Source organism: Candidatus Neomarinimicrobiota bacterium (genome assembly GCA_017656425.1).
GTDB lineage: Bacteria > Fidelibacterota > UBA2242 > UBA2242 > B5-G15 > JACDNV01.
On sequence record JACDNV010000014.1, the window covers coordinates 1 to 21,301 of the forward strand.

At 34.1% G+C, this 21,301-nt stretch carries 14 protein-coding genes and 1 tRNA gene; 8 read left to right on the forward strand and 7 right to left on the reverse strand.

The window, feature by feature from the left end:
* Positions 1 to 687: 687 nt before the first annotated feature.
* From H0Z29_09435 to H0Z29_09450, 4 genes are all read left to right on the forward strand, one after another.
* Entirely contained in the window at positions 688 to 2,226 is a 1,539-nt protein-coding gene (locus tag H0Z29_09435) for a PKD domain-containing protein (GenBank protein MBO8131720.1), read from the forward strand.
* Positions 2,227 to 2,477: 251 nt separating this feature from the next.
* Positions 2,478 to 4,469: a PEGA domain-containing protein gene (locus H0Z29_09440; protein ID MBO8131721.1), complete on the forward strand. Its 1,992-nt coding sequence runs from the start codon at positions 2,478 to 2,480 to the stop codon at positions 4,467 to 4,469.
* A complete protein-coding gene (locus H0Z29_09445) occupies positions 4,411 to 7,431 on the forward strand; it encodes a PQQ-binding-like beta-propeller repeat protein (GenBank protein MBO8131722.1) in 3,021 nt (1,006 codons plus the stop codon). Before H0Z29_09440 ends, H0Z29_09445 begins: the two co-directional genes overlap by 59 nt.
* A 55-nt stretch (positions 7,432 to 7,486) precedes the next feature.
* Positions 7,487 to 8,467 carry a hypothetical protein gene (locus H0Z29_09450; GenBank protein MBO8131723.1) on the forward strand — a complete coding sequence of 327 codons (981 nt, stop codon included), beginning with the start codon at positions 7,487 to 7,489 and terminating at the stop codon, positions 8,465 to 8,467.
* A 1,356-nt stretch (positions 8,468 to 9,823) separates the two neighbouring features.
* Here the strand turns inward: H0Z29_09450 and H0Z29_09455 are convergent.
* The 7 genes from H0Z29_09455 to H0Z29_09485 form a co-directional block, all read right to left on the reverse strand.
* A tRNA-Gly gene (locus H0Z29_09455) sits at positions 9,824 to 9,896 on the reverse strand.
* Positions 9,897 to 9,952: 56 nt separating this feature from the next.
* Complete coding sequence (gene argH / locus H0Z29_09460) at positions 9,953 to 11,158, reverse strand: argininosuccinate lyase (protein ID MBO8131724.1); 1,206 nt, start codon at positions 11,156 to 11,158, stop codon at positions 9,953 to 9,955.
* Positions 11,133 to 12,398 (reverse strand): argininosuccinate synthase, encoded by a 1,266-nt coding sequence (locus tag H0Z29_09465; protein ID MBO8131725.1) that lies wholly within the window; start codon positions 12,396 to 12,398, stop codon positions 11,133 to 11,135. Before H0Z29_09465 ends, argH begins: the two co-directional genes overlap by 26 nt.
* A gap of 3 nt (positions 12,399 to 12,401) precedes the next feature.
* A complete protein-coding gene (locus tag H0Z29_09470; GenBank protein ID MBO8131726.1) occupies positions 12,402 to 12,875 on the reverse strand; it encodes an N-acetyltransferase in 474 nt (157 codons plus the stop codon).
* Between the two features lie 9 nt (positions 12,876 to 12,884).
* A complete protein-coding gene (argB, locus tag H0Z29_09475) occupies positions 12,885 to 14,873 on the reverse strand; it encodes an acetylglutamate kinase (protein ID MBO8131727.1) in 1,989 nt (662 codons plus the stop codon).
* Positions 14,861 to 15,883 (reverse strand): N-acetyl-gamma-glutamyl-phosphate reductase, encoded by a 1,023-nt coding sequence (locus tag H0Z29_09480; protein MBO8131728.1) that lies wholly within the window; start codon positions 15,881 to 15,883, stop codon positions 14,861 to 14,863. The genes argB and H0Z29_09480 overlap by 13 nt, the downstream gene beginning before the upstream one ends.
* Before the next feature lie 362 nt (positions 15,884 to 16,245).
* Positions 16,246 to 17,487, reverse strand: coding sequence for a dicarboxylate/amino acid:cation symporter (locus H0Z29_09485; protein ID MBO8131729.1), 1,242 nt, complete (start codon positions 17,485 to 17,487; stop codon positions 16,246 to 16,248).
* A 675-nt stretch (positions 17,488 to 18,162) separates the two neighbouring features.
* Here H0Z29_09485 and H0Z29_09490 point away from each other — a divergent pair.
* From H0Z29_09490 to H0Z29_09505, 4 genes are read left to right on the forward strand one after another with little or no spacing between them, the layout of a single operon-like run.
* Positions 18,163 to 18,843, forward strand: coding sequence for a glycosyltransferase family 2 protein (locus H0Z29_09490; protein ID MBO8131730.1), 681 nt, complete (start codon positions 18,163 to 18,165; stop codon positions 18,841 to 18,843).
* Positions 18,837 to 19,331, forward strand: coding sequence for a small multi-drug export protein (locus H0Z29_09495; GenBank protein ID MBO8131731.1), 495 nt, complete (start codon positions 18,837 to 18,839; stop codon positions 19,329 to 19,331). The genes H0Z29_09490 and H0Z29_09495 overlap by 7 nt, the downstream gene beginning before the upstream one ends.
* 18 nt (positions 19,332 to 19,349) lie before the next feature.
* Positions 19,350 to 20,099, forward strand: coding sequence for a radical SAM protein (locus tag H0Z29_09500; protein ID MBO8131732.1), 750 nt, complete (start codon positions 19,350 to 19,352; stop codon positions 20,097 to 20,099).
* The gene (locus H0Z29_09505; protein MBO8131733.1) at positions 20,083 to 21,141 is read left to right on the forward strand and encodes a radical SAM protein; all 1,059 of its coding nucleotides are present in this window, start codon (positions 20,083 to 20,085) and stop codon (positions 21,139 to 21,141) included. The genes H0Z29_09500 and H0Z29_09505 overlap by 17 nt, the downstream gene beginning before the upstream one ends.
* Positions 21,142 to 21,301: the final 160 nt, after the last annotated feature.

Genomic DNA, 21,301 nt, shown 5'->3' on the forward strand with positions numbered 1-21,301 from the left:
CAGGTTTAACCTTCCTTCGAAATGGATAGCCAACTGGGCAATAATTTTTGTCCAGTCCCTGATGGCTTTTTTCCATTTCTTTGAGACGCATAAATAAGCCAGATAAAGCATTTTTTCAAATGCTGTGTCGGTTGGGGAAAAGGTTTTGGCTTTGGTGACTTTGCAAAACCCTCTCCCGAATAGGGATCCTACGGATGTAACAGCTGCTATAGTTAAGTATTTGATAAGCTTTTCCCGAATAGGGATCCTACGGATTTCCGAAGGATCTCTTTTGAGAGATGACGCCATTTTTACAAGGCAAATCATCCATAGTTTTTGCGGTTTCCAGATCTTTTTCCAGGTTGTTGAGTGGTTGTCCGAAGGATCTCTTTTGAGAAACGTAACTCATAGTAGGTATTTACACAAGTAAATAACAGTAGGGAAGATATTTTCTTTATCCCATTTACACAAAAATTGGGACACTCCCGTTAAGAGGGGGGTGAATTTACACAGCATTTTTGACTTGACTCTGTTAAAAACTATTTACCATGCAGACTTGAGAAGCTATTGTTAAATCTGGAGTAAAAACGTGGGGTTGCATCAAAACATGTTGCAAGTTTAGTCACTTTTGTATATTTTTCAATATGTTATTGATAGATTGACAAGAATATATAGATGATTGGTTCTAAACGCCATAAAGCTTTATCTATGAAAATATATTTTAGGTGGCATTTTATATCTCTCAAGTTTATTCTGCTTACCTTGATTATTTTATCTTCTGTTTCTGTATTACACACGCAAAGTTATAAGTCGAATTTATATTATGAAGGTACAGGAGAAGCAGAAACCTTAGAGAAAGCGAAAGAGCTTGCTCTTGCAGATCTTTCAAGAAACATTGAAACTTTTATTTTTTCACTTTTCCAGACTACTCAAGAAGAAAAAAACCTAACTATAACAGAAGATTACGTAAAGTCACAAATAAAAACCTACTCATCTATCTGCCTGAGAAATGTAGAGTTTCATAATTCTAAGAAAAAGAAAACCTGGGTAGTAAGGGCAAGAGTATTAAAAAGTGAAGTTAAGAGAGTATTTGAGGAAAGAAAAATCAATATCAGAACGATGCTAAAATCCGCTATCCATTCTGAACTCTCAGGAGATATATCAACAGCTTTAAAAAACTACTACTGGTCATATATATTGAGTTTCTCCTACCCAGATACCATAATTGTTTCACTTCCGCCTTATAACGTTAAAGGCAATGCAAGAACTTTATTAGTCGATAAGATCAATAATATCTTTAAGGGTATTAGGTGGGAGATTTATAAAAGTTATGTAGATGGTGAAGATTTTGTAGTGATTTTAAATTTTTACTATAGAGAAAATCCTATTATAGATATGCAATTTTACTATTATAATGGGAGCGAACAGGATTGGGGACAAGTGGTAAACGGTAAAGCATATCTTGTCTTAAATGGTGATTTTTCAGGTATTTCAAGAAAGGTATGCCTCGAGGTTGAATATAAATTTGAATCTGAAATGCCTCAGAACAAAGATGTTCAATTCATTTATAATGCTTTAGATTTTCCAAAATTTGATAATAGCATATTGATACCTATAGATTTGTCAGAGTACGTAAAATTCGACTTCGTCGTAAACTTTAAAGGCAAAACTGTTACATTCTTACCCAAAATGAGACATCTATCTATAAGCACGATAAAATGGGATTTCGGAGATGGGCAAAAATCAAATATTCAAAATCCAATTCATACATACCCTGACACAGGGATTTATTTAGTAAAAGTTGAGATAAATAATGACCGGGAATTATCTATTTCAAAAAAGCTAAATCTTTCAGAAAAAACCATAGAAAATGTCTATACATTTTACAGTAGTACTAGCTCAAAGGGCAGTAAAAACTACACAATTATTTCAGAAAAGACCGAAAAAGATGTTTATACACCAATAAACCAATTGATGAACACAATAGAGATTAACCAATTTATAGAAACAGTTAAAGAACTGTCAAAAAGTGGTAAAATTGTATTCGGTAGTTCAAAAGATTTTGAAAGTAAAGAGGGATTGTACTATTTTGTTTTTGATAGAGAGAATAATCAACTTGAGGCGATTTACATCTTTAAAAACAGTAATTTTATAAACATTGATTCTGGAGAAAGTTCATCTTCATTAAAAGAAAAATATCGCGGCAGAAAAATGGCTGGTATATGGGTGGAAGTCGTTACAGAATAATAGCACAGCTTACGGGACGTACTATCGATGTGCGTCTTAAATTTTTATATTAACATAAAAAATTAAGGTGAACTATGAAAAAAGTTTTTACTTTAAAATACTGGTATAATGAAAGCTGTCATGCTGGTAAACTTAAAGAAGTTTCTGAAGTATTCAGACAAGTTAAAACAATGGAGACACTTGAAGAAAACACCCGATCTATTTATATGTTATTAATAATAAACAAATTTAATTAAATAGAGTGAGAGGAGATGAATAGGAAGATATTCACTTTAATATCATTTTTGATTCTTTGTAGCTTTCTTTTTTCACAGGGGACACTTAAAGAACTTGAAGTAGAGATAAAAAAGCTTGAAAGAGGGGTATCTGCTGAACCAAATACAGCAAAGCTAATTGTCAAATCCAAAATCCCGGGTCTGACTTTTGACAGTAATATGGGACTGAAAAGAGTTGAAAAGCTCAGTGAAGGAGAGTGGAAAATAACTCTCTACCCTGGAAATCAGAGATTTGAAATAAAGGCAAAAGGATTTCTATCATATAGTGAGAGATATACATTTGATAAAGGCAGAGCATATGAGTGTTTTGTTAAAGAAAGAGTAGAATTTATCGGAGAAAGAATTGACGAAAAACTTTTTGAGGTAAACTTTGAGTTTAATGTCTCGGATGTATATTGCTCATATGGAAAGTTTGCACCAATTAAAACCAAGGGTCGCCTGGCAACTTTTAAACTTCCAAAAGGAGAGTACACGTTTCATTTTGAAAAAGATGGATACAGCCCCGTTTCAACAACTATAAAGATAGAAAAAGATCAAATGCACAAGATAAATTTAACGAAGGATGAGTTGACCAGAATTGAGTTTCGTCCACCGGGCATTGTTGCTGTTGATACGGATCCAATGGGGGCAGAGGTTATAATCAACGGTCAGAAAATAGGAAGTACACCAATTCCAGGCTATAGCCTCACCGCAGGAGAACATCAAATGGTAATTCGGAAGAGCATGTATTACCCAGAATTTATTACTTTCAGCTTAAAAGAGGGCGAAGCGAAACAAATCTCAAAGATTTTGAGGCCGAGATTTGGCTATTTGAGCGTAGTGAGCCATCCTGATAATGCAGAAATTTTTATCGATGGAATCAGCTATGGAAAAACACCTCTTGCTAATGTGAAAATGCCAAGCGGGAAACACCTGCTAACTGCTAATTTGAATCTTTACCATGAGTATAGCATAGAGTTTGAAATAACTGATGAAGAAAAAAAGCAAATAGAGTTTGAGCTAAGCCCGGCTTTCGGAACAATTGAGATTCATACGATTCCAGAAGAAGGTGCTACCGTATATATAAACGGTAAAGAAGCAGGCAAAACGCCTTTCATAAACAAGAAATTTCCATCAGGAAGATACACGATAGAAATTAAGAAAAAATATTTTTTTCCTGCAACCGAGGAAATAGAAGTGGTAGATGGTAAAAAAACAATACGAAATATAATATTATCCCCAAGCGTCGGAACATTGATAGTTAACACTTCAAATAATGCAGATATATATATTGACGGTGAATATGTCGGTAAAGGGAGCATAAAGAAATTTCTGGAACCAGGAAATCATAATGTAAAAGCAATAAAAGACAAATATTATCCCGATGAAAAAGATTTATACATTGCACTGGGTGAAACAAAGGAGATTAATTTTGATTTAGTTCCAAGACAGGGTGCTGTATCAGTAATAGTTGAACCACCTGAAGCAATGAATGCAGAAATATATGTTAATGGTAAATATGCAGAAAAAGCACCTGCAATACTAACTCTCCTGATCGGAGAATATGATATAGAAGCAAGATTTAAAGGCTTCATACCAGGGAAGAAAAAGGCAGAAGTAAAAGAAAACAAAACTACCGAAGTTAGATTCAAACTGCTGACATATGAAGGCTCATTACAACAAAAAAAGGATAGGTGGAAAAGAAGGAAATATATTTCTCTTGCCTCCAGTGTGGTTTTTACAGCAATAGGAACCTACTGCTGGTACAAATCTGATGAATTTTATAGGATTTATCAAAGATCAGCCACTCCATACTATGCAAAAAAATACCATAACTACGCACAAATTACTTATACAGTCTCTCAAATTTCCTTTGGTCTGAGCATTGGCTCGCTATTAGGAAGCATTTATTCTTATTGGGAGGAAATCAATGTTAAGATTAATAAGCGGACTTCTATTAATCTTGTTGATTTCGATTGTAACCTGTGAAAAAGATTACGATTGGAAAAATCCTTTTGATCCCAACTGTAAGCTATCCCCTGACGAATGGGCACCATCGGATTTTAAGGTCGAACAAATAAGTGTAACAAAAGCAAAATTGACATGGAAACAGGAAATAACTAATATAGAAGGATTCAAGATAGAAAAAAAAGTAGATGATAGTAATTGGGAAATTGTTGCAACTATCAAGAAAAATGTAAGAGAATGGATAGATGAAAATGTAATACCTGATTCAAGTAAAATTCACTACTACAGGATATATGCATATGCAGGTGATAATACTTCTGCCTCTTTAAGTAAATATTTTAAGCCTTCATTTCCAGCTCCATCAGCTCTATCAATAGTACAATTATCAGTCGATATTTTAAAACTTAAGTGGACTGATAATAGCAAGGAGGAAGAGGGATTCAAAATTGATAGGAAAATTGGCACCGGAGAATGGGAAATTGAATACGGTACCGTCGGTGAAAATATCACGACATTTACAGATTCAAATGCGGTACCATATGAAATCAACCACTATCGTGTATATGCCTACAAAGGAAGTATAAATTCCAATGCTATCGAAAATAGCATTACCCCACAATTCCCGGGACCCTCTAACCTATCAATCTCACAGCTGGCATTGGATAAAATAAAAATCGAATGGACAGACAATAGTGAAGGTGAAGATGGATTCAAAATTGATAGAAAAATTGGCAACGGAAGCTGGGAAATTGGTTACGGCAATGTCAGTGCAAATGTTACCAGCTTTATAGATAATAATCCCGTCGCAAATGTTACCAACTACTATCGAGTCTATGCATACAAAGGCAACTACAAATCTTCATCCATAGAAAGATCAATAAATCCAACCTTACCTGCACCGGAACATCTAGTAGCTCAACAAATAGCTGTCACTAATGTAAAATTAACATGGAAAGATAGATCATCAGAAGAAGAAGGTTTCAAAATTGACAGAAAAATAGGCAATGGGAACTGGGAAATTGAATATGGTACCGTCGCTGAAAATGTCACAACATTTACAGACACTAATGCAGTACCATATGAAATCAACTACTACCGTGTATACGCTTACAAAGGAAATACAAATTCTAATGCTATCAAAGCTAATATTACCCCCCAATTCCCGGAACCCTCTAACCTATCAATCTCACAGCTGGCAGTGGATAAAATAAAACTTGTATGGACTGATAATAGTGAAGGTGAAGATGGATTCAAAATTGATAGAAAAATTGGCAGCGGGGAATGGGAAATCGAATATGGTACCGTCGGTGAAAATATCACAACATTTACAGATTCCAATGCTGTACCTCATGAAATCAATTATTATCGCGTATATGCATACAAAGGAAATTTAAGCTCATCTGGTATAGAAGATACCATAATCCCTTTTCAGGCTCCTTCTGAATTAAAGATAATTCAAATTTCTGATCACGAGGTCAAGTTATCCTGGAAAGATAACACTGATTTCGAAGATGGATATAGAATAGACAGAAAATTATCAACTGGTGATTGGGAAGTGGGATATGGAAATGTTGGTGTAAACGAAACAGAGTGGATAGATGAATCAGCTTTACTTAATGAAAACATATATTATCGTGTATATGGATATGCAGGCGATTATACTACCCAAAAAATTGAAGGTGAAATTCAAACAACTTTCCCTGCACCTTCAAATTTTGATATTATTGTCATCTCAGATACTGAGATAAAGCTCGTATGGAATCATCATCCATTTGAAAATGTTATAGGTTATAAGGTAGAGCGAAAGGCAAACGATGGAGAATTCGAAGAGTATGCGACAACTACTGATACGTTCTACATTGATACCGATGTTTCTTTCGATAATTCCTACTCTTACAGGGTAAAAGCATACACTGATAATAATGTTTCTGATCCAGGGAAAGAAAAAAAATTAGTACCTTATCTTGCCACATCTTTATTATGGACAGGACAGCATTCTAGTTATATTAATTCAATTGCTTTCAGCCCTGATGGTAACTTGCTAGCCTCTGGAAGCTCTGATAGAACATTAAAGGTATGGGACAGTAGTAATGGAAACCTATTGTGGACAGTACAGCACTCTTCTATTGTTTATTCGGTTGCTTTCAGTCCCGATGGAAACTTAATTGCGTCAAGTAGTTACGATAGCATAAAAGTATGGAATATCAGTAACAGAAACTTGTTGTGGGCAAAAGAACATACTGGTGGTCGTTGCATCACCTTCAGTCCTGATGGAAACTTGTTCGCTTCGCTCATTAACAATACGATAAAAGTATGGGACAGTAGCAATGGAAACTTGTTGTGGACAGGATGGCATTTTTATACTGTTCATATAGTTGCTTTCAGTCCCGATGGAAAATTGCTCGCATCAGGGAGTTGGGATGATGGTGAAGTAAAAGTATGGAATAGCAATAATGGAGGCCTATTGTGGACAGAACAGCATTCTGGTAATGTCCCGTCTGTTGCTTTCAGCCCTGATGGAAATTTGCTCGCATCAGGAAGTTCTCATAAGACTGTAAAGGTATGGGACAGTAGCAATGGAAACTTGTTGTGGACAGGACAGCATTCCGCTGTTGTTTATTCAGTTGCTTTCAGCCCTGATGGAAATTTGCTCGCATCAGGAAGTTCTGATAACACAGTAAAAGTATGGGACAGTAGCAATGGAAACTTGTTGTGGACAGGACAGCATTCTGGTTCTGTCCGGTCAGTTGCCTTCAGCCCTGATGGAAACTTGCTTGCCTCGGGAAGCTATGACAGGACCGTAAAGGTATGGGACAGTAGCAACGGAAGCTTGTTGTGGACAGGACAGCATTCTGGTTCTGTCCGGTCGGTTGCTTTCAGCCCTGATGGAAACTTGCTCGCCTCGGGAAGCTATAATAGCTATGATAATACTGTGAAAGCATGGATTATAGAATATGAATGGAAAGTGGTTGATGGAGAGTAGCTTTTTAGTTTCAATATATCTCTAATGTTCGATTCTTTAAAAAGGGGAAATTTAAATGAATAAGGCGATTTTCCTTACAGTTTCTCTACTGATAATAACTCTGACTATATATGCGCAGGTAAAACCTGACATAAATATTGTCGCAGGAACCGATCCTGCATTCTGTCAGAAACTATCAAAAACACTATCGAGAATACTATTAGAATCAAACAGAGTTTTCAAAGGAGCAGGCAATCTTGAGAGTGTGAGAGATTATTTTACAGATGAGGGTTTCAATAACTTTAAAGACATAGTTGAGAAAACAAAACCTTACACTGCAAAAAAAAGATATAATCTGAATGTAATTGAGGTTGTAACCAGTGGTCTTTTTGAAGTCAGAGGAATTAAGGTACATGTAGACGTAGGAGAGACAGAGGCAAGCCCGGTCCAGTATCTGGTATTTTCATTTAACAAAAAAGGTAAGATAGCAAGAGTAAGATACTCCATACCTGCTCATAATTATCAGGATATACTCAACGAAGGAATAGGCGACATTGACAAAGCTCGACGCCAGAAAATACTCGAATTCTTGGAAGTATTTGGTACAGCTTACAGTAGAAAAGACGCTGATTTTTTAGAAAAAATTTTTAGCGATGACGCTTTGATTATCTCTGGAACGGTACTATATAAAAAACCCGAGTTTAATGACTTGATGACCTGTGCTAACAAACCACCAGAAAAAATTGTGCAATACCGTCAATATACAAAAAAACAATACATTGAAAGATTAAGAAAGTACATATTCCCATCAAATTCTTATATAAACCTCAAATTTGAAGACATAAAAATCATACGTCACAGGAAAATGGACAAGGTCTATGGGATAAAACTGAAACAGCACTGGAAAGCCGAAAAATATGAGGATGTAGGATACTTATTTTTAACAGTTTATTTCTGGAAAGAGGATAATCCAGTTATCCTTGTTCGAGTCTGGCAGGACACTGCTTTTCAGGGCGATTACGATGTTTCAATCTACGATTTTGACATAATAGATTAACTATCTAACCTTTTATCCCACCTATCATAATTCCTTCAATCCTAAAATCCTCGGTTTCAATAATTATGTACTCACTGAGATACTAACATTAAATTTTCACAAAGAGCTCTTTGCCTTTTGGTTATCTCTGTCAGTCGATAGAGACTCAAAATCTCTTCTCTGCTAATACGACCTTCATTGGTTAATAGAACAATTTTACACGTCGGGTTTGTCTTTCTGGAAAGTACCTTCTATTTTCTTTTTACCTCTAAAATGAAGTTCTCTGAAAACTACGATAAATTTTACTATTATACTCAATTTTTCGGGTAAATCTCAAGAGAGAACCCTCTCTTTCAAATTTATCTATCAAATCTGTTCCATCTCCTTCCACTATTCTTCTCACATCTCATCTGTTATCCTCTTAATCTTTATTATCCTTGTCAATTCTATTAACCTCCTTAGCTGTAAACCATGTGAATGAACTGTACACTGTTTGCAAAGAAACGGGAGGTTCAGGTACATGGTGGTACAGGTTATAGTTAAGTTTAAGTGGAAAGGTTAATGGATTTTTCCCAAGTAATTTGTCGAGGATTATTCGTAGAATCCCTGTTCGTGAGTGGAGGCATGAATGCGATACTTGGGGATATTTTATAATCTTTCAGGATATTTACCGGGGTTTTGAATTTTTTATATGAGTTTTCCCCCAGGGAATTGAAATAGAATTGATAAAATGAAGCTTTATTAAGGAAATCCTTCATTGAGCTGAATGACTCTCTGCAGTAGAATTCGTCTTCGATTAATCTGTGATTTGAGAGACTGTTTCATTTTTTGTGTAAATACCTTTTTCATTAAAACTCTCCGAAGGATCTCTTTTGAGACAGGTTTAATCTTCCTTCGAAATGGATAGCCAACTGGGCAATAATTTTTGTCCAGTCCCTGATGGCTTTTTTCCATTTCTTTGAGACGCATAAATAAGCCAGATAAAGCATTTTTTCAAATGCTGTGTCGGTTGGGGAAAAGGTTTTGGCTTTGGTGACTTTGCAAAACCCTCTCCCGAATAGGGATCCTACGGATTTCCGAAGGATCTCTTTTGAGAGATGACGCCGTTTTTACAAGGCAAATCATCCATAGTTTTTGCGGTTTCCAGATCTTTTTCCAGGTTGTTGAGTGGTTGTTCGAAGGATCTCTTTTGAGAAACGTAACTCACAGGAGGTATTTACACAAGTAAGTAACAGTAAGGAAGATATTTTCTTTATCCCATTTACACAAAAATTGGGACACTCCCAATTCAGCTCCTCCATAGTATTTTCTTTGGGAGAGTCATCAATAGACATTTTTTATATTTTTTATTTTACTTAGAACAGGCTAATCAAATAGAGCGAGAGACGGGACTCGAACCCGCGACAACCACGTTGGCAACGTGGAGCTCTACCAACTGAGCTACTCTCGCATTCCAAAATAGCGCTTTAAATTTATATCATGATTGGAATTAAATCAATAGCGGAGTTATTTTTCAATTCCCTTTTTTATTATTTTATAAGCATCTCTAAAAGGGATATTTTTTTCTAATGTGAGTCTGTATGCTTTTTCTACTGAATATAGGCTTTCTGACATGAGTCTTTTTGCATTATTTTTATCAATCTCAATAAAATTGAAAGTATGATTTAAAATTGATAAAGAGTTTATTGTAGTTTTTAAACCTTTTATAACAGCCTCTTTTTGCAATTGAAAATCCCGATGATATCCACTTATTAGATTGGCAATCAAACTCTTTATTTGAAACTCAAGTGAATTAACTACATGATAATTGGCTCTCAATATTTCGAAGACATCGGGGTTTCTCTTATGCGGCATAACAGAGCTTCCTGTACAGATTCTTTTATCAAGCCTGAAAATACCAATCTCATCCATGCTATAGAAGATTATGTCAGATGCGATTTTATTGATATCAAACATAATCATTGCTAATGAGCTTAGTAGCTCAGCTTCAAATTTGCCACGAGAATTAATGCAATAGATAGGATTCTTCTGAACCTTTTTAAATCCCATTTCTATTGCGGTAAAATCCCTATCTATTTTAATGGGTGTACCAAATCCCGCGCCAGCACCTAAAGGTGACTGGTCAATTATTTCCATAACAGATCTAATGTATTTCTTATTGTCTCTCATAGAATCAATCCAGCATTCAGACCAAGTTTTTATATCAGTTGGCATTGCTTGACGTGTATGCGTGTATCCTGGAATTTTTATTCTACCATATTTTTTTATGAAATTCTTTAGCGTAAGGATAAAGCTATCAATGAGATTATTTATTTCCTTTATTTTATCTTTGTAATAAAGTCGTAAGGCTGTCAATACCTGATCATTTCTTGATCGGAATGTATGTATTTTTTTACCTGTATCCCCGAGTTTATTAGTTAAATAGTTTTCAATTGCTGTATGACAATCTTCTTCTTCCTGTTTAATTATGAACTTTCCTTCTTTATGTAACTCAATTATTTTTTGAAGTTCTTTTATAGTCTTCTCTAACTCCTTTTCTGTTAAAATGCCTAATTTTTTTAACATTTTTGCATGTGCAATGGAAGCAGTGCAATCATAAGGTAGTATTTCAAGATCGATTAAGTAATCATTACCGACAGTAAACTCAAGAATATTTTTATCAATTGTCCTATCAATGTCCCACAATTTATTTGAACCTTTTTCTCCATTCATAGGGATCCCTTTTCTTTAGAACTAAATTATGAGCTTTTAATCTAATTGCATTTATATTTATAAAGCCTGTTGAATCAAAGGGATTGAAGCCTCCTTCAACCTCCATACTTGAAAGGTCCTGATCATATAGAGATGTAGGAGATTTCCTCCCGATAATTATTGCATTACCTTTGTAAAGTTTTACAGTTACAATACCATCAATTTCTTCCTGTGCTTTTTCAAAAGCTGCCATTAGAAAATCCATTTCAGGAGAGAACCAGTATCCATTATAGATGAGTTCAGAAAATTTTGGTATTAACATATCTCTTAGATGCATCACCTCTTTATCCATTGCAATTCCTTCGATGTCCTCGTGTGCTTTCCATAGTATTGTCGCTCCGGGTGTTTCATAAACACCTCTGGATTTAATGCCAATATACCTATTTTCTACCATATCGACAACACCAATACCATGTTTTGAACCGAGTTCATTTAAGTACATAAACAATTCAAGTGGGTCAGTTTTTACTACATTATCTTTTCTGTTTACAACTTTAATCGGGTACCCATCTTTAAAATGAATTTCTATAATGTCTTCCTCATCAGGTGTATCTTTCAACAGGCGTGTTCTTGTGAATAAGTTATCAGGAGGAGGAAGGTCAGGGTCCTCCAGTATGCCAGCTTCGTGACTTATATGCATGAGATTTTCGTCTTCGCTATAGGGCTTTTCTTTCGTAGCCTTCACTGGAATGTTATATTTCTTGGCGAATTTTATCAAATCTGATCTTCCTTTAAATTGGTTTAGAAATTCTTCATCCCTCCAGGGCGCAATAACTTTTATATCTGGTTTTAAGGCATAGTAGGTGAGTTCGAATCTTACTTGATCATTGCCTTTGCCAGTAGCACCATGTGCGACATATTCTGCATTTTCTTTTTCTGCAATTTCCACCTGTTTTTTAGCTAAAACTGGTCTCGCCAGGGAAGTACCCAATAGGTATCTTCTCTCATAACAAGCATTTCCTCTAAGTGCGGGGAATATATAGTCCGTTACAAATTCCCTCCTTAAATCTTCAACATAAACTTTACTTGCGCCTGTATGTAGTGCCTTGTTTTTTACTTCATCCATATTATCATTTTGACCTACATTTCCAATAAAGCAAATAACCTCATATCCCTTTAGAATTAACCATTTTAGTATGACTGAAGTATCAAGACCTCCACTATATGCTAACACTACTTTTTTATTGGGCTCACCGGGCATATGTCAAACCTCCTTTTTAAAGTCTTTTAAATTAATTATAACAGCCTCTTCATCACAAAAATTTGGATATTTCGGGCAATTTATACAATCTTTCCAGATTTTATATGGTAATTCTTCTTTTTTTATTTCCTTAAATCCAAGTTTTTTGAAAAAACCCACCTGCATAGTCAATGCAAAAACCTTTTCTACACCAATTTCCTCAGCCATGTGTAATAGGTGTGTAACAATTCTTGCTCCTCTACCGTTTTTATGATATGCAGGATCCACAGCTAATGATCTTACTTCTGCCATATCAGCCCAATGTACTCTTAATGCACCGCACCCAACAATTTTACCATCTGCTTCCACTACAATGTAATTGCGAATATGTTCATATACATATGCTTTTGAAACTCCGAGCATTATACCTTTTTGCGCAAAAATATTTATTAAATTTACTATTGCGTCTACATCCTTTACTTTTGCTTCTCTTATCATTGTTTTCCCTCACGTTGTTATCACTTTAGTGAATATTTCAATTGCCTCATCAATCTGCTCTTTTGTTGTGATTAGTGGAGGTAACATCCTTGCTGTACTATTACAGCTTTTGCAGATAAACAATCCATTTTCAATGCATTTATTTACAAGTTCTGTAGGATCTTCATTTAGCTGAATTCCGACCATAAAACCTCTACCTCTAACTTCAACTATTTTATCTGTTTTTTCTTTGACCTTATTCAGTCTCTTCATTAAGTATTCACCGTTGACTTTTACGTTTTCCAGTAATGATTGATTTGAGATCTTTTTAATAATCTCTACCGCTACAGCGGTAATTACAGGATTTCCACCGAAAGTTGATCCATGGTCACCTGGTTTAATATTTTCCGCTATTCTGTTCGTTGTTAGTGTGACGCCGATTGGTAATCCTCCACCTAAGGGTTTGGCAATTGTCATGATATCAGGTTCAATTTCGTAATACTCGTATGCATTAAAATATCCAGTCCGACCCAATCCACATTGAATCTCATCGAATATCAGTAGAAAATTGTGTTTTGTAGAGAGTTCTTTAATCTCTTGTATGAATTCTTTAGTGGCAGGGTGTATACCACCTTCTCCCTGTATCGGTTCTATCAGGATAGCACATGTTTTTTCACTAATGAGCTCTTTAACAGAGTTAATATTGTTCATTTCGGCAAATTTTATACCGGGAACAAGGGGTTTATAACCTATCCAGTAATTTTCATTACCGGTTGCAGATAAAGCACCATAGCTTCTTCCATGAAATGAGTTCTTGAAACAAATGAATTCATAACATTCTTCGCCTTTATTTGCGTATGCCCATTTTCTGGCAAATTTCAAGGCTGTTTCAACCGCTTCAGCACCGCTGTTTACAAAGAAAACCTTGTCTGCAAATGTTTTTTCTGTCAGCAACTTAGCAAGTTCAATATGAGGTCTGGAATGGTATAAGTTGGAGCAGTGCCATAACTGATTCAACTGTTCGACAGCCTTATTGATCAAGTCCTTATCACTATGCCCTAAGGAAGAAACAGCAACACTCGAGATGAAATCAATATATCTTCTCCCTTTTGAATCATACAGATAAATCCCATCACCACGTTCTATTAAAATATTAGGTCGATGATATGATTGAATTAATACCTCGTTTGATAATTGAATCCATTGATTATCAGCCATTTTAATACCTCCTCTTTTTATTACGGTTAATTCTTTCTTTTTGTTTTCTAAAATATTTATTAGGGTTGACCTCCCTGCCCAATTTGTAATAATAACTTTTTCAACACCTTTTTGTATGCAATTTGCACTAGATTTTAATTTTACAGCCATACCTCCCGTAGCAATTTCTTTTTTAATTAATTGGTGAATGTTTTCTATATTTAAGGAATTTATAAGTTTACCATTTACATAGACTCCAGAAACATCTGAAATGAAGATTAAAACTTTAGCTTTGATAGCTGTCGCAATGGCGTATGCAACCTCGTCGGCATTTACGTTGAATCTTTTATTATGGGAGTTCATACAAATGGGGGAGACAACAGGTATAATTCCTTTATCAAGGTAATTTAGAAGTATCTCCTTTTTTGTATTTACAATTTTACCTACTCTTGATTTTGTTATACCATCGAAGACAACTGGCTCAATTTCAAATAAATTGTTGTTTTCTCCAGAAAGTCCTATGACATTGATACCATCATTCTGAAACTTATGTATAATGTTCTTATTAATTTTATTGGTAATTACATTATCAATTATGTCAATTTCTTTATCTGTGGTTATTCTCAACCCACCAGAAAATTTTGATTCTATCCCACAATTTTTTAGCTGTTTTGTAATTTCCTTACCTCCACCGTGGACAAGGATAAATCTGAATCTATCTTTTAGTTTTAAAATATTCCACGATAATTCATCTATAGTTTTCTTTCTATCTAATACTGCTCCCCCTATTTTTATAACAACGCTATCTTTTACAATAGACATAGGGTTTCCTCCATACCAAAGATTATGTTAAAATTTTGTATCGCTTGACCACTGGCTCCTTTTACCAGGTTATCTATGGTTGAAACTATTGTAATATACGGTGAATTCTCAACTTTAATTACATGGATAAAACAATAATTTGTATATATAACGTCTTTTAGTGAAGGATATATATCTTTTTTTAGTTTTATGAAAATCTCATTTGAATAATATTTTTCATAGGCTAAGTATATCTCTTCAATGCTGGTATCTTTTTTCAATTTGCAGTATATATTTGATAGGATACCTCGATTAACCGGTATTATCTGAGGATTGAAAATGATCTGAGCCTTTTTATTTGTAAGAAGCTCTATTTTCTCCTCGATTTCACCAACATGCCTGTGAATTCTACCTGCGTTATAAATGATAATATTCTCATTTATGTTAATAAAATGTGTTCTTTCTGTTGGTTTCCTTCCGGTTCCTGAGCATCCAGATTTTGAATCGACTATGATAGTAGATGATTCTATTATATCTTCTTTTAATAAAGGTATTATCCCGAGTAGGATTGAGGTTGGATAGCAACCTGGATTTGCTACTATTTTTGCATTTTTTATCTGATTTCTGAAAAATTCAGGCAGACCATACGCGGTGTAACTGGTATAATCTTTTAATGGATTTTCTATACCGTACCATTTCTTATAAGATTCAGGTTCGGAGAACCTATAATCAGCGCCAAGGTCAATTATTTTCGTGTTTCTATCAATATATTTGAAGATATATTTAAAACTTTGTCCTGCCGGTAAACATAAAAATACAGCATCGACTTCAGGAAGTGTATCAACATCATTATCTGTAATTATAAGATCTGACCATCTGAAAAGAGTAGGATAAATTTCACCTAAGGATTTGCCTTTATAACTGTTTGACGTGGCAAATTTTAGATCTACTTTTTCGTTATGTTGTAGTCTCTTTAACAATTCTTCTCCCGTGTAACCTGAAACTCCAAAAATTCCTGTTCTTATATTCATTTTAGTCTCCTTATATAAAGAACTCACATCGGGTCCTTTTCCCACCTGTAATTATACTAATCGGTGAAAGTGGGCTCTGGACCCGTTTTAATTAGGTATTATGCTCGGCGCCTAGGGAATGGATTTATAGATGGAGTTAATAACTCTTTATTAATAAAATTTTTAATTATTTTTATGTTTTTAAAATTATAATCAGTACAATTCATCTTTAATATGATCTAAAGAACCATTATAATAATCGTCAAATTTCTTTCAATCTTAAGCAAATTCTTTTTTCAATTCAACATAAAAAATGATACAAATAATAATTCAAGATAACAATAATATTCAATTGAATATTTAAGCTAAATAAATGGATATCTTTAATTGTTAAATATAGCGTTGTCGATTTCATTCTCAGTAGATGCTATTATAATAGCTCCTGTGCTATCGCTCCATACATTAGTTGAGGTCCTTATCATATCAAGTATTCTGTCAACTGCAAGTATAATGCCTATTCCCTCTGTTGGAAGTCCAACAGATCTGAGAACTATCACAAGCATTACAAGTCCTGCCATTGGAATACCCGCTGCACCAATGGAGGCGAGTAAGGCAGTAAAAATAACGATAAATTGTTGTCCGAATGAAAGGTCTACTCCATATACCTGGGATATAAAAATTGCCGCGCTACACTCATATAAAGCTGTTCCGTCCATATTAATAGTAGCACCAAGAGGAAATACAAAGCTTGAAATTTTGTTAGATATACCTGAGTTTACCTCCGCACATTCTAAAGTTAAAGGCAGTGTAGCAGAGGAAGAAGCAGTAGAAAAGGCTGTTAAGAGTGCTGGAGCCATATTTGCCATGTGTTTATAGGGGTTTAGCTTTGTTAGAATATAGATAAAAAGTGGCAGAGATACGAAGTAGTGAATTAAAAGACCTGTTAGAACTGTTAAAAAGTATTTTCCCAGATTAGCAAAGATATCAAGACCGGTTGTACTGACAATCTTAGCAACAATACCAAATATACCAATGGGAGCCAGCCTGAGGATGAACTCTGTTATTTTCATCATCAGCTCAAATGCCGACTCAAGAATACGTGATAATAATATCCTGCTTCTTGTAGCTGCCCTAGATATAAAAAAACCTATGATAATTGAAAATATTATTACAGGTAGCATGTCTCCTTTCGCGAATGACTCAAATATGTTTGGTGGAAACATCCTGACGATTATGTCGCGTAGAGAAATAGCCTCTATATTGAGATTTTCAACCGGTTTAAGTAGAGTAGATAAATTGGAACCAGTGCCTGGTTTTATTATGTTTGTTAAAGTCAAACCGGTTATGATAGCAACAAGACTTGATATAAGATAATAAGCGACTGTTTTTAGCCCAAGTCTACCAAGATTTTTGGAATTACTCAGACTGATTACGCCTGTAGAAATTGAAGTAAATATTAGTGGCACAGTGATTAATTTTAACAGATTTAAGAATATTGTCCCTATAACATCGGCGGTTCCGTAAATGTACTTTTTGAAAACGAGACCAGCGGCTGTTCCGAGTATTATGCTTAATATTATATATAGTGGTAACCTGAATTTTCGACTAATCTTTGGTAATTTCATTGTCAAATCTCATTACAGGCAGAAATATTCAAGAAAATAGGGGAGAAATTCAAGGAATTTTTAATATCTAATTTTTTGAATTATTTAGCCCATATTTAACTGATTTTAAAGATCGTATTTTTCCTTATAAATTATTTATCTAAATTCTGAAGATTTTTTATAAATCTCACCTCTTAATTTTTCTCCTGCACCCTGGGAATTATTCTATAAACCGTTATAAATACAGTCCTATAATCTATTTGGAATATTTTTATAAATAACTCTTTCATGATTTTATAAAATTCCTTTAGTTTTTTGTAATATCATAGCTGTATCTATTTATGAATTTCGAAACCTCATCGGTTGTTTTGTGGTATCTTTTGTGTTTAATACACCAGTATTTTTCTCGAACCAGTTTTTTTGGACATCCAAAGTCGTGATGAGTTATTAATCTTGCTAATCGTGCAGATTTCAATAAGATGATTTTTAGAACTTTGATATAACATTTTTAGTTGTTCATAATAATTGTGAAATTAAAATTCCAATCTGACTGGTTTAGATATAACCAAATCATTGAAAAACTCAATTGTATTTTTACTTTTAAATTCTGAACGTTCTAAACGTGAAAACAAATATTCTCTGATGTTTTCAAAATTTCAATTCCTTAAATTCAATTGATTTTGTATAGTAAATTTTATGAAAGATTTTATTATAATTATCCCTGCGTACAATTCATCGAATACCATTGAAAAATTGCTTACAACGATAAAGAGTTTGTATAGGGGGATTGATATTGTGGTTATTGATGATGGTTCGCGCGATTATACGGTAAAAGTTCTTGAGAAATTTAAAAATGTTGATGTGCTTAGAAACAAAGTCAATAGAGGAAAAGGTTATTCATTAAAAAAGGGATTGTTATATGCAAAAAAGATGGGTTACAGGTATGCGATTACCATTGATTCAGATTTACAGCATCCTCCAGAAAAAATTGGTGAATTTATAAAAGCAAATAATGGAGGGGATTATGAATTTGTTTCTGGTTGGAGGGATTTTAGTCCTAAAATAATGCCTTTTCATCGAATTTTGTCAAATACAATAACATCATTACTAATTTCTTTGAGGACAGGCAAAAGGATTCATGATAGTCAATGTGGATTTCGGCTTTATAAATTGGAAAATTTTAAGATTGGATATTATAAAGAAAATGGGTTCCAGTTTGAGAGTGAGTATTTGATAAGAACCCTATTAAAACCTGATATTAACTTTCGTGAGATAAAAATTCCAACGATATATAGTAGGGGTAGTAAAAGCAGTATAAATAACCTTCTTGACACAATCAAATTTACTATGTTATTTTTCAGGAGCTATTTATGGTAGAAGGACAAGCTTTAAATGAAATATTAAAAATTATAGCAATTACATTTGTTCCGGCATTAGAGCTCAGAGCTTCGATTCCTTTTGGAATATTCTCCACGAGCTACACATGGATTGAAGTATTTATAATTTCAATAGTTGCCAATATTATTCTTGGAGTTTTTGTTTTTGTTATCCTCGATTATTTTGTTAATATAGTTACAAAAGTCCCTTTTTTCGATAAAATATGGGATTTGTATGTCAAAAAAACACAGAAGCGGATAGAGAAAGGTGTGAATAAATATGGAGAGTGGGCAGTTGCAGTATTTATTGGGATACCATTGCCAGGGAGTGGAGTTTATACCGGTGCACTTGCTTCTTATTTAATTGGTTTAAAATTAAAAAAATTCCTTATAGCAAATGTAATTGGAGTATTAATAGCTGGAATCCTTGTAACAGTGGCATGCCTTACAGGTATAGAGGCATTTAAGATTTTTATAAAGAATTATTAGAAATGTGCTGTAATTTTTATGTTTGATCCTATAGAAAAAGCTGAAGAGATATGCTCTATTGTTGTAGATGATAATAAAAGAAAATATTATCGTATCAGTAGAGCAGGTCGATTTTACGGTGGAATAGCCACATGCGATTGTGTTGGTTGTAATCTGGACTGTGTATTTTGCTGGAGTAATTATCCCAGAAATAATCCTAAAAAATGTGGCAGGTTTTATAATCCGGAGAGTATATTCCAATCCCTGGTTTCAACTGCAAGAAGATATGGTTATAGACAACTTAGGATAAGTGGTAATGAAATAACTATTTCAAAGAAACACCTGATTGAGCTTCTAAAAATAGTGAACAATACAAATTATATTTTTATTCTTGAAACCAATGGAACGTTAATTGATGAAGATTATGCAAGGGAGTTAAAGATATTTAAAAATTTGAGGGTCCGTGTATCATTTAAAGGGACAAATAGGGATGAGTTTGCTTTACTGACAGGAGCAAATCCCAGTGGATTCGACAGACAATTATTGGCACTGGAGAATCTTTATAAAAATAAAATATCATGCTGGGCAAGCGTGGTGATATCTTTTAGCACCGAAGAGAATGTAAAAAATTTTAAAAAGTTAATAGGTAATGTATCAAAATTTTTAGCTGAAAGAATAGAGTATGAAATGATCTTCATTCTCCCTCATGTAAAGAAAAGATTAGAGGAAAAAGGGATTGAACCAATTATTTACGAAAATACTATACTAAATAATGGCATTGCTAAGTAAATGCCCGATATGCAATAAAGAAGCCATTATTTCAAAAAATTTATTTGCCTGTGTCGATTGCATCAGGTTAAATAGAAATAATGTAATTGATAAAATACTGGAAATACACAGAAAGTCCCGTAGGGTTTTTAGTCTACCAGAAAAAGTACCTGTAGATGGTACTGTTAATTGCGGTATATGTGGTAACAATTGCAAAATGAAAGAAGGGGAGTACGGCTTTTGTGGATTGAGAAAGAATGTAGATGGGAAACTAGTTCATGAGGCGGGAGATAAAAATAATGGATACTTGAATTGGTATTATGATATTTTACCGACAAATTGTGTTGCAGATTGGGTTTGTGAGGGATCAAAAAATCCCGGTAAAAAGAATTTGGCAGTCTTTTATAGAAGTTGTTCCTTCAATTGCCTATTCTGTCAAAACTGGCACTTCAGGGAATATAAATCAGCCAGTAAAGTATCTGATAAACAATTAGCAAGTTTTATAGACGAAAATACTTTTTGCATTTGCTATTTTGGGGGTGATCCATCGACTCAGATATTTCATGCCGTGTCAACCTCTGAAAAGGCAATAGCTAAAAAGAAGGATGTTAGAATATGCTGGGAAACAAATGGTAATATTTCGAACGCTTATATTGATGATATGATTCGGTTAAGCCTGGATAGTGGGGGGATAATTAAATTTGATTTAAAAACTTTTGATGAAAGATTGAACATTGCTCTTTGCGGTGTAACAAATAAGAATACATTAAGAAATTTTGAATATGTGGCAGATTATATAGACAGGCGAGCTAATCCACCACTGCTGGTAGCAAGTACTTTGCTTGTACCCGGTTATATAGATGAAAAAGAAGTGTTTAAAATTGCAAAGTTTATCGCCAGAATTGATAAAAATATACCCTACATTCTCCTTGCTTTCTATCCAACATTTTTCTTATCAGATTTACCGCGAACACCTAAGAAATTGGCTGATAACTGTTATCGAGTGTCGATAGAGGCAGGATTGGTAAATGTAAGAATAGGGAATATTCACCTTTTATGGTAAAGTTCAGTTCTAAGAATTTCGCGCTTTTTATTAAAAGTGAACTATAACTATTATTTTTAAATACTCTATTGTGAATAAATTTTATTTAACATTGGTTTATAACAGCATAAATATATGGTTGAATAATTAATTCATAATTTTTATGTTAGTGTCGGGAAAG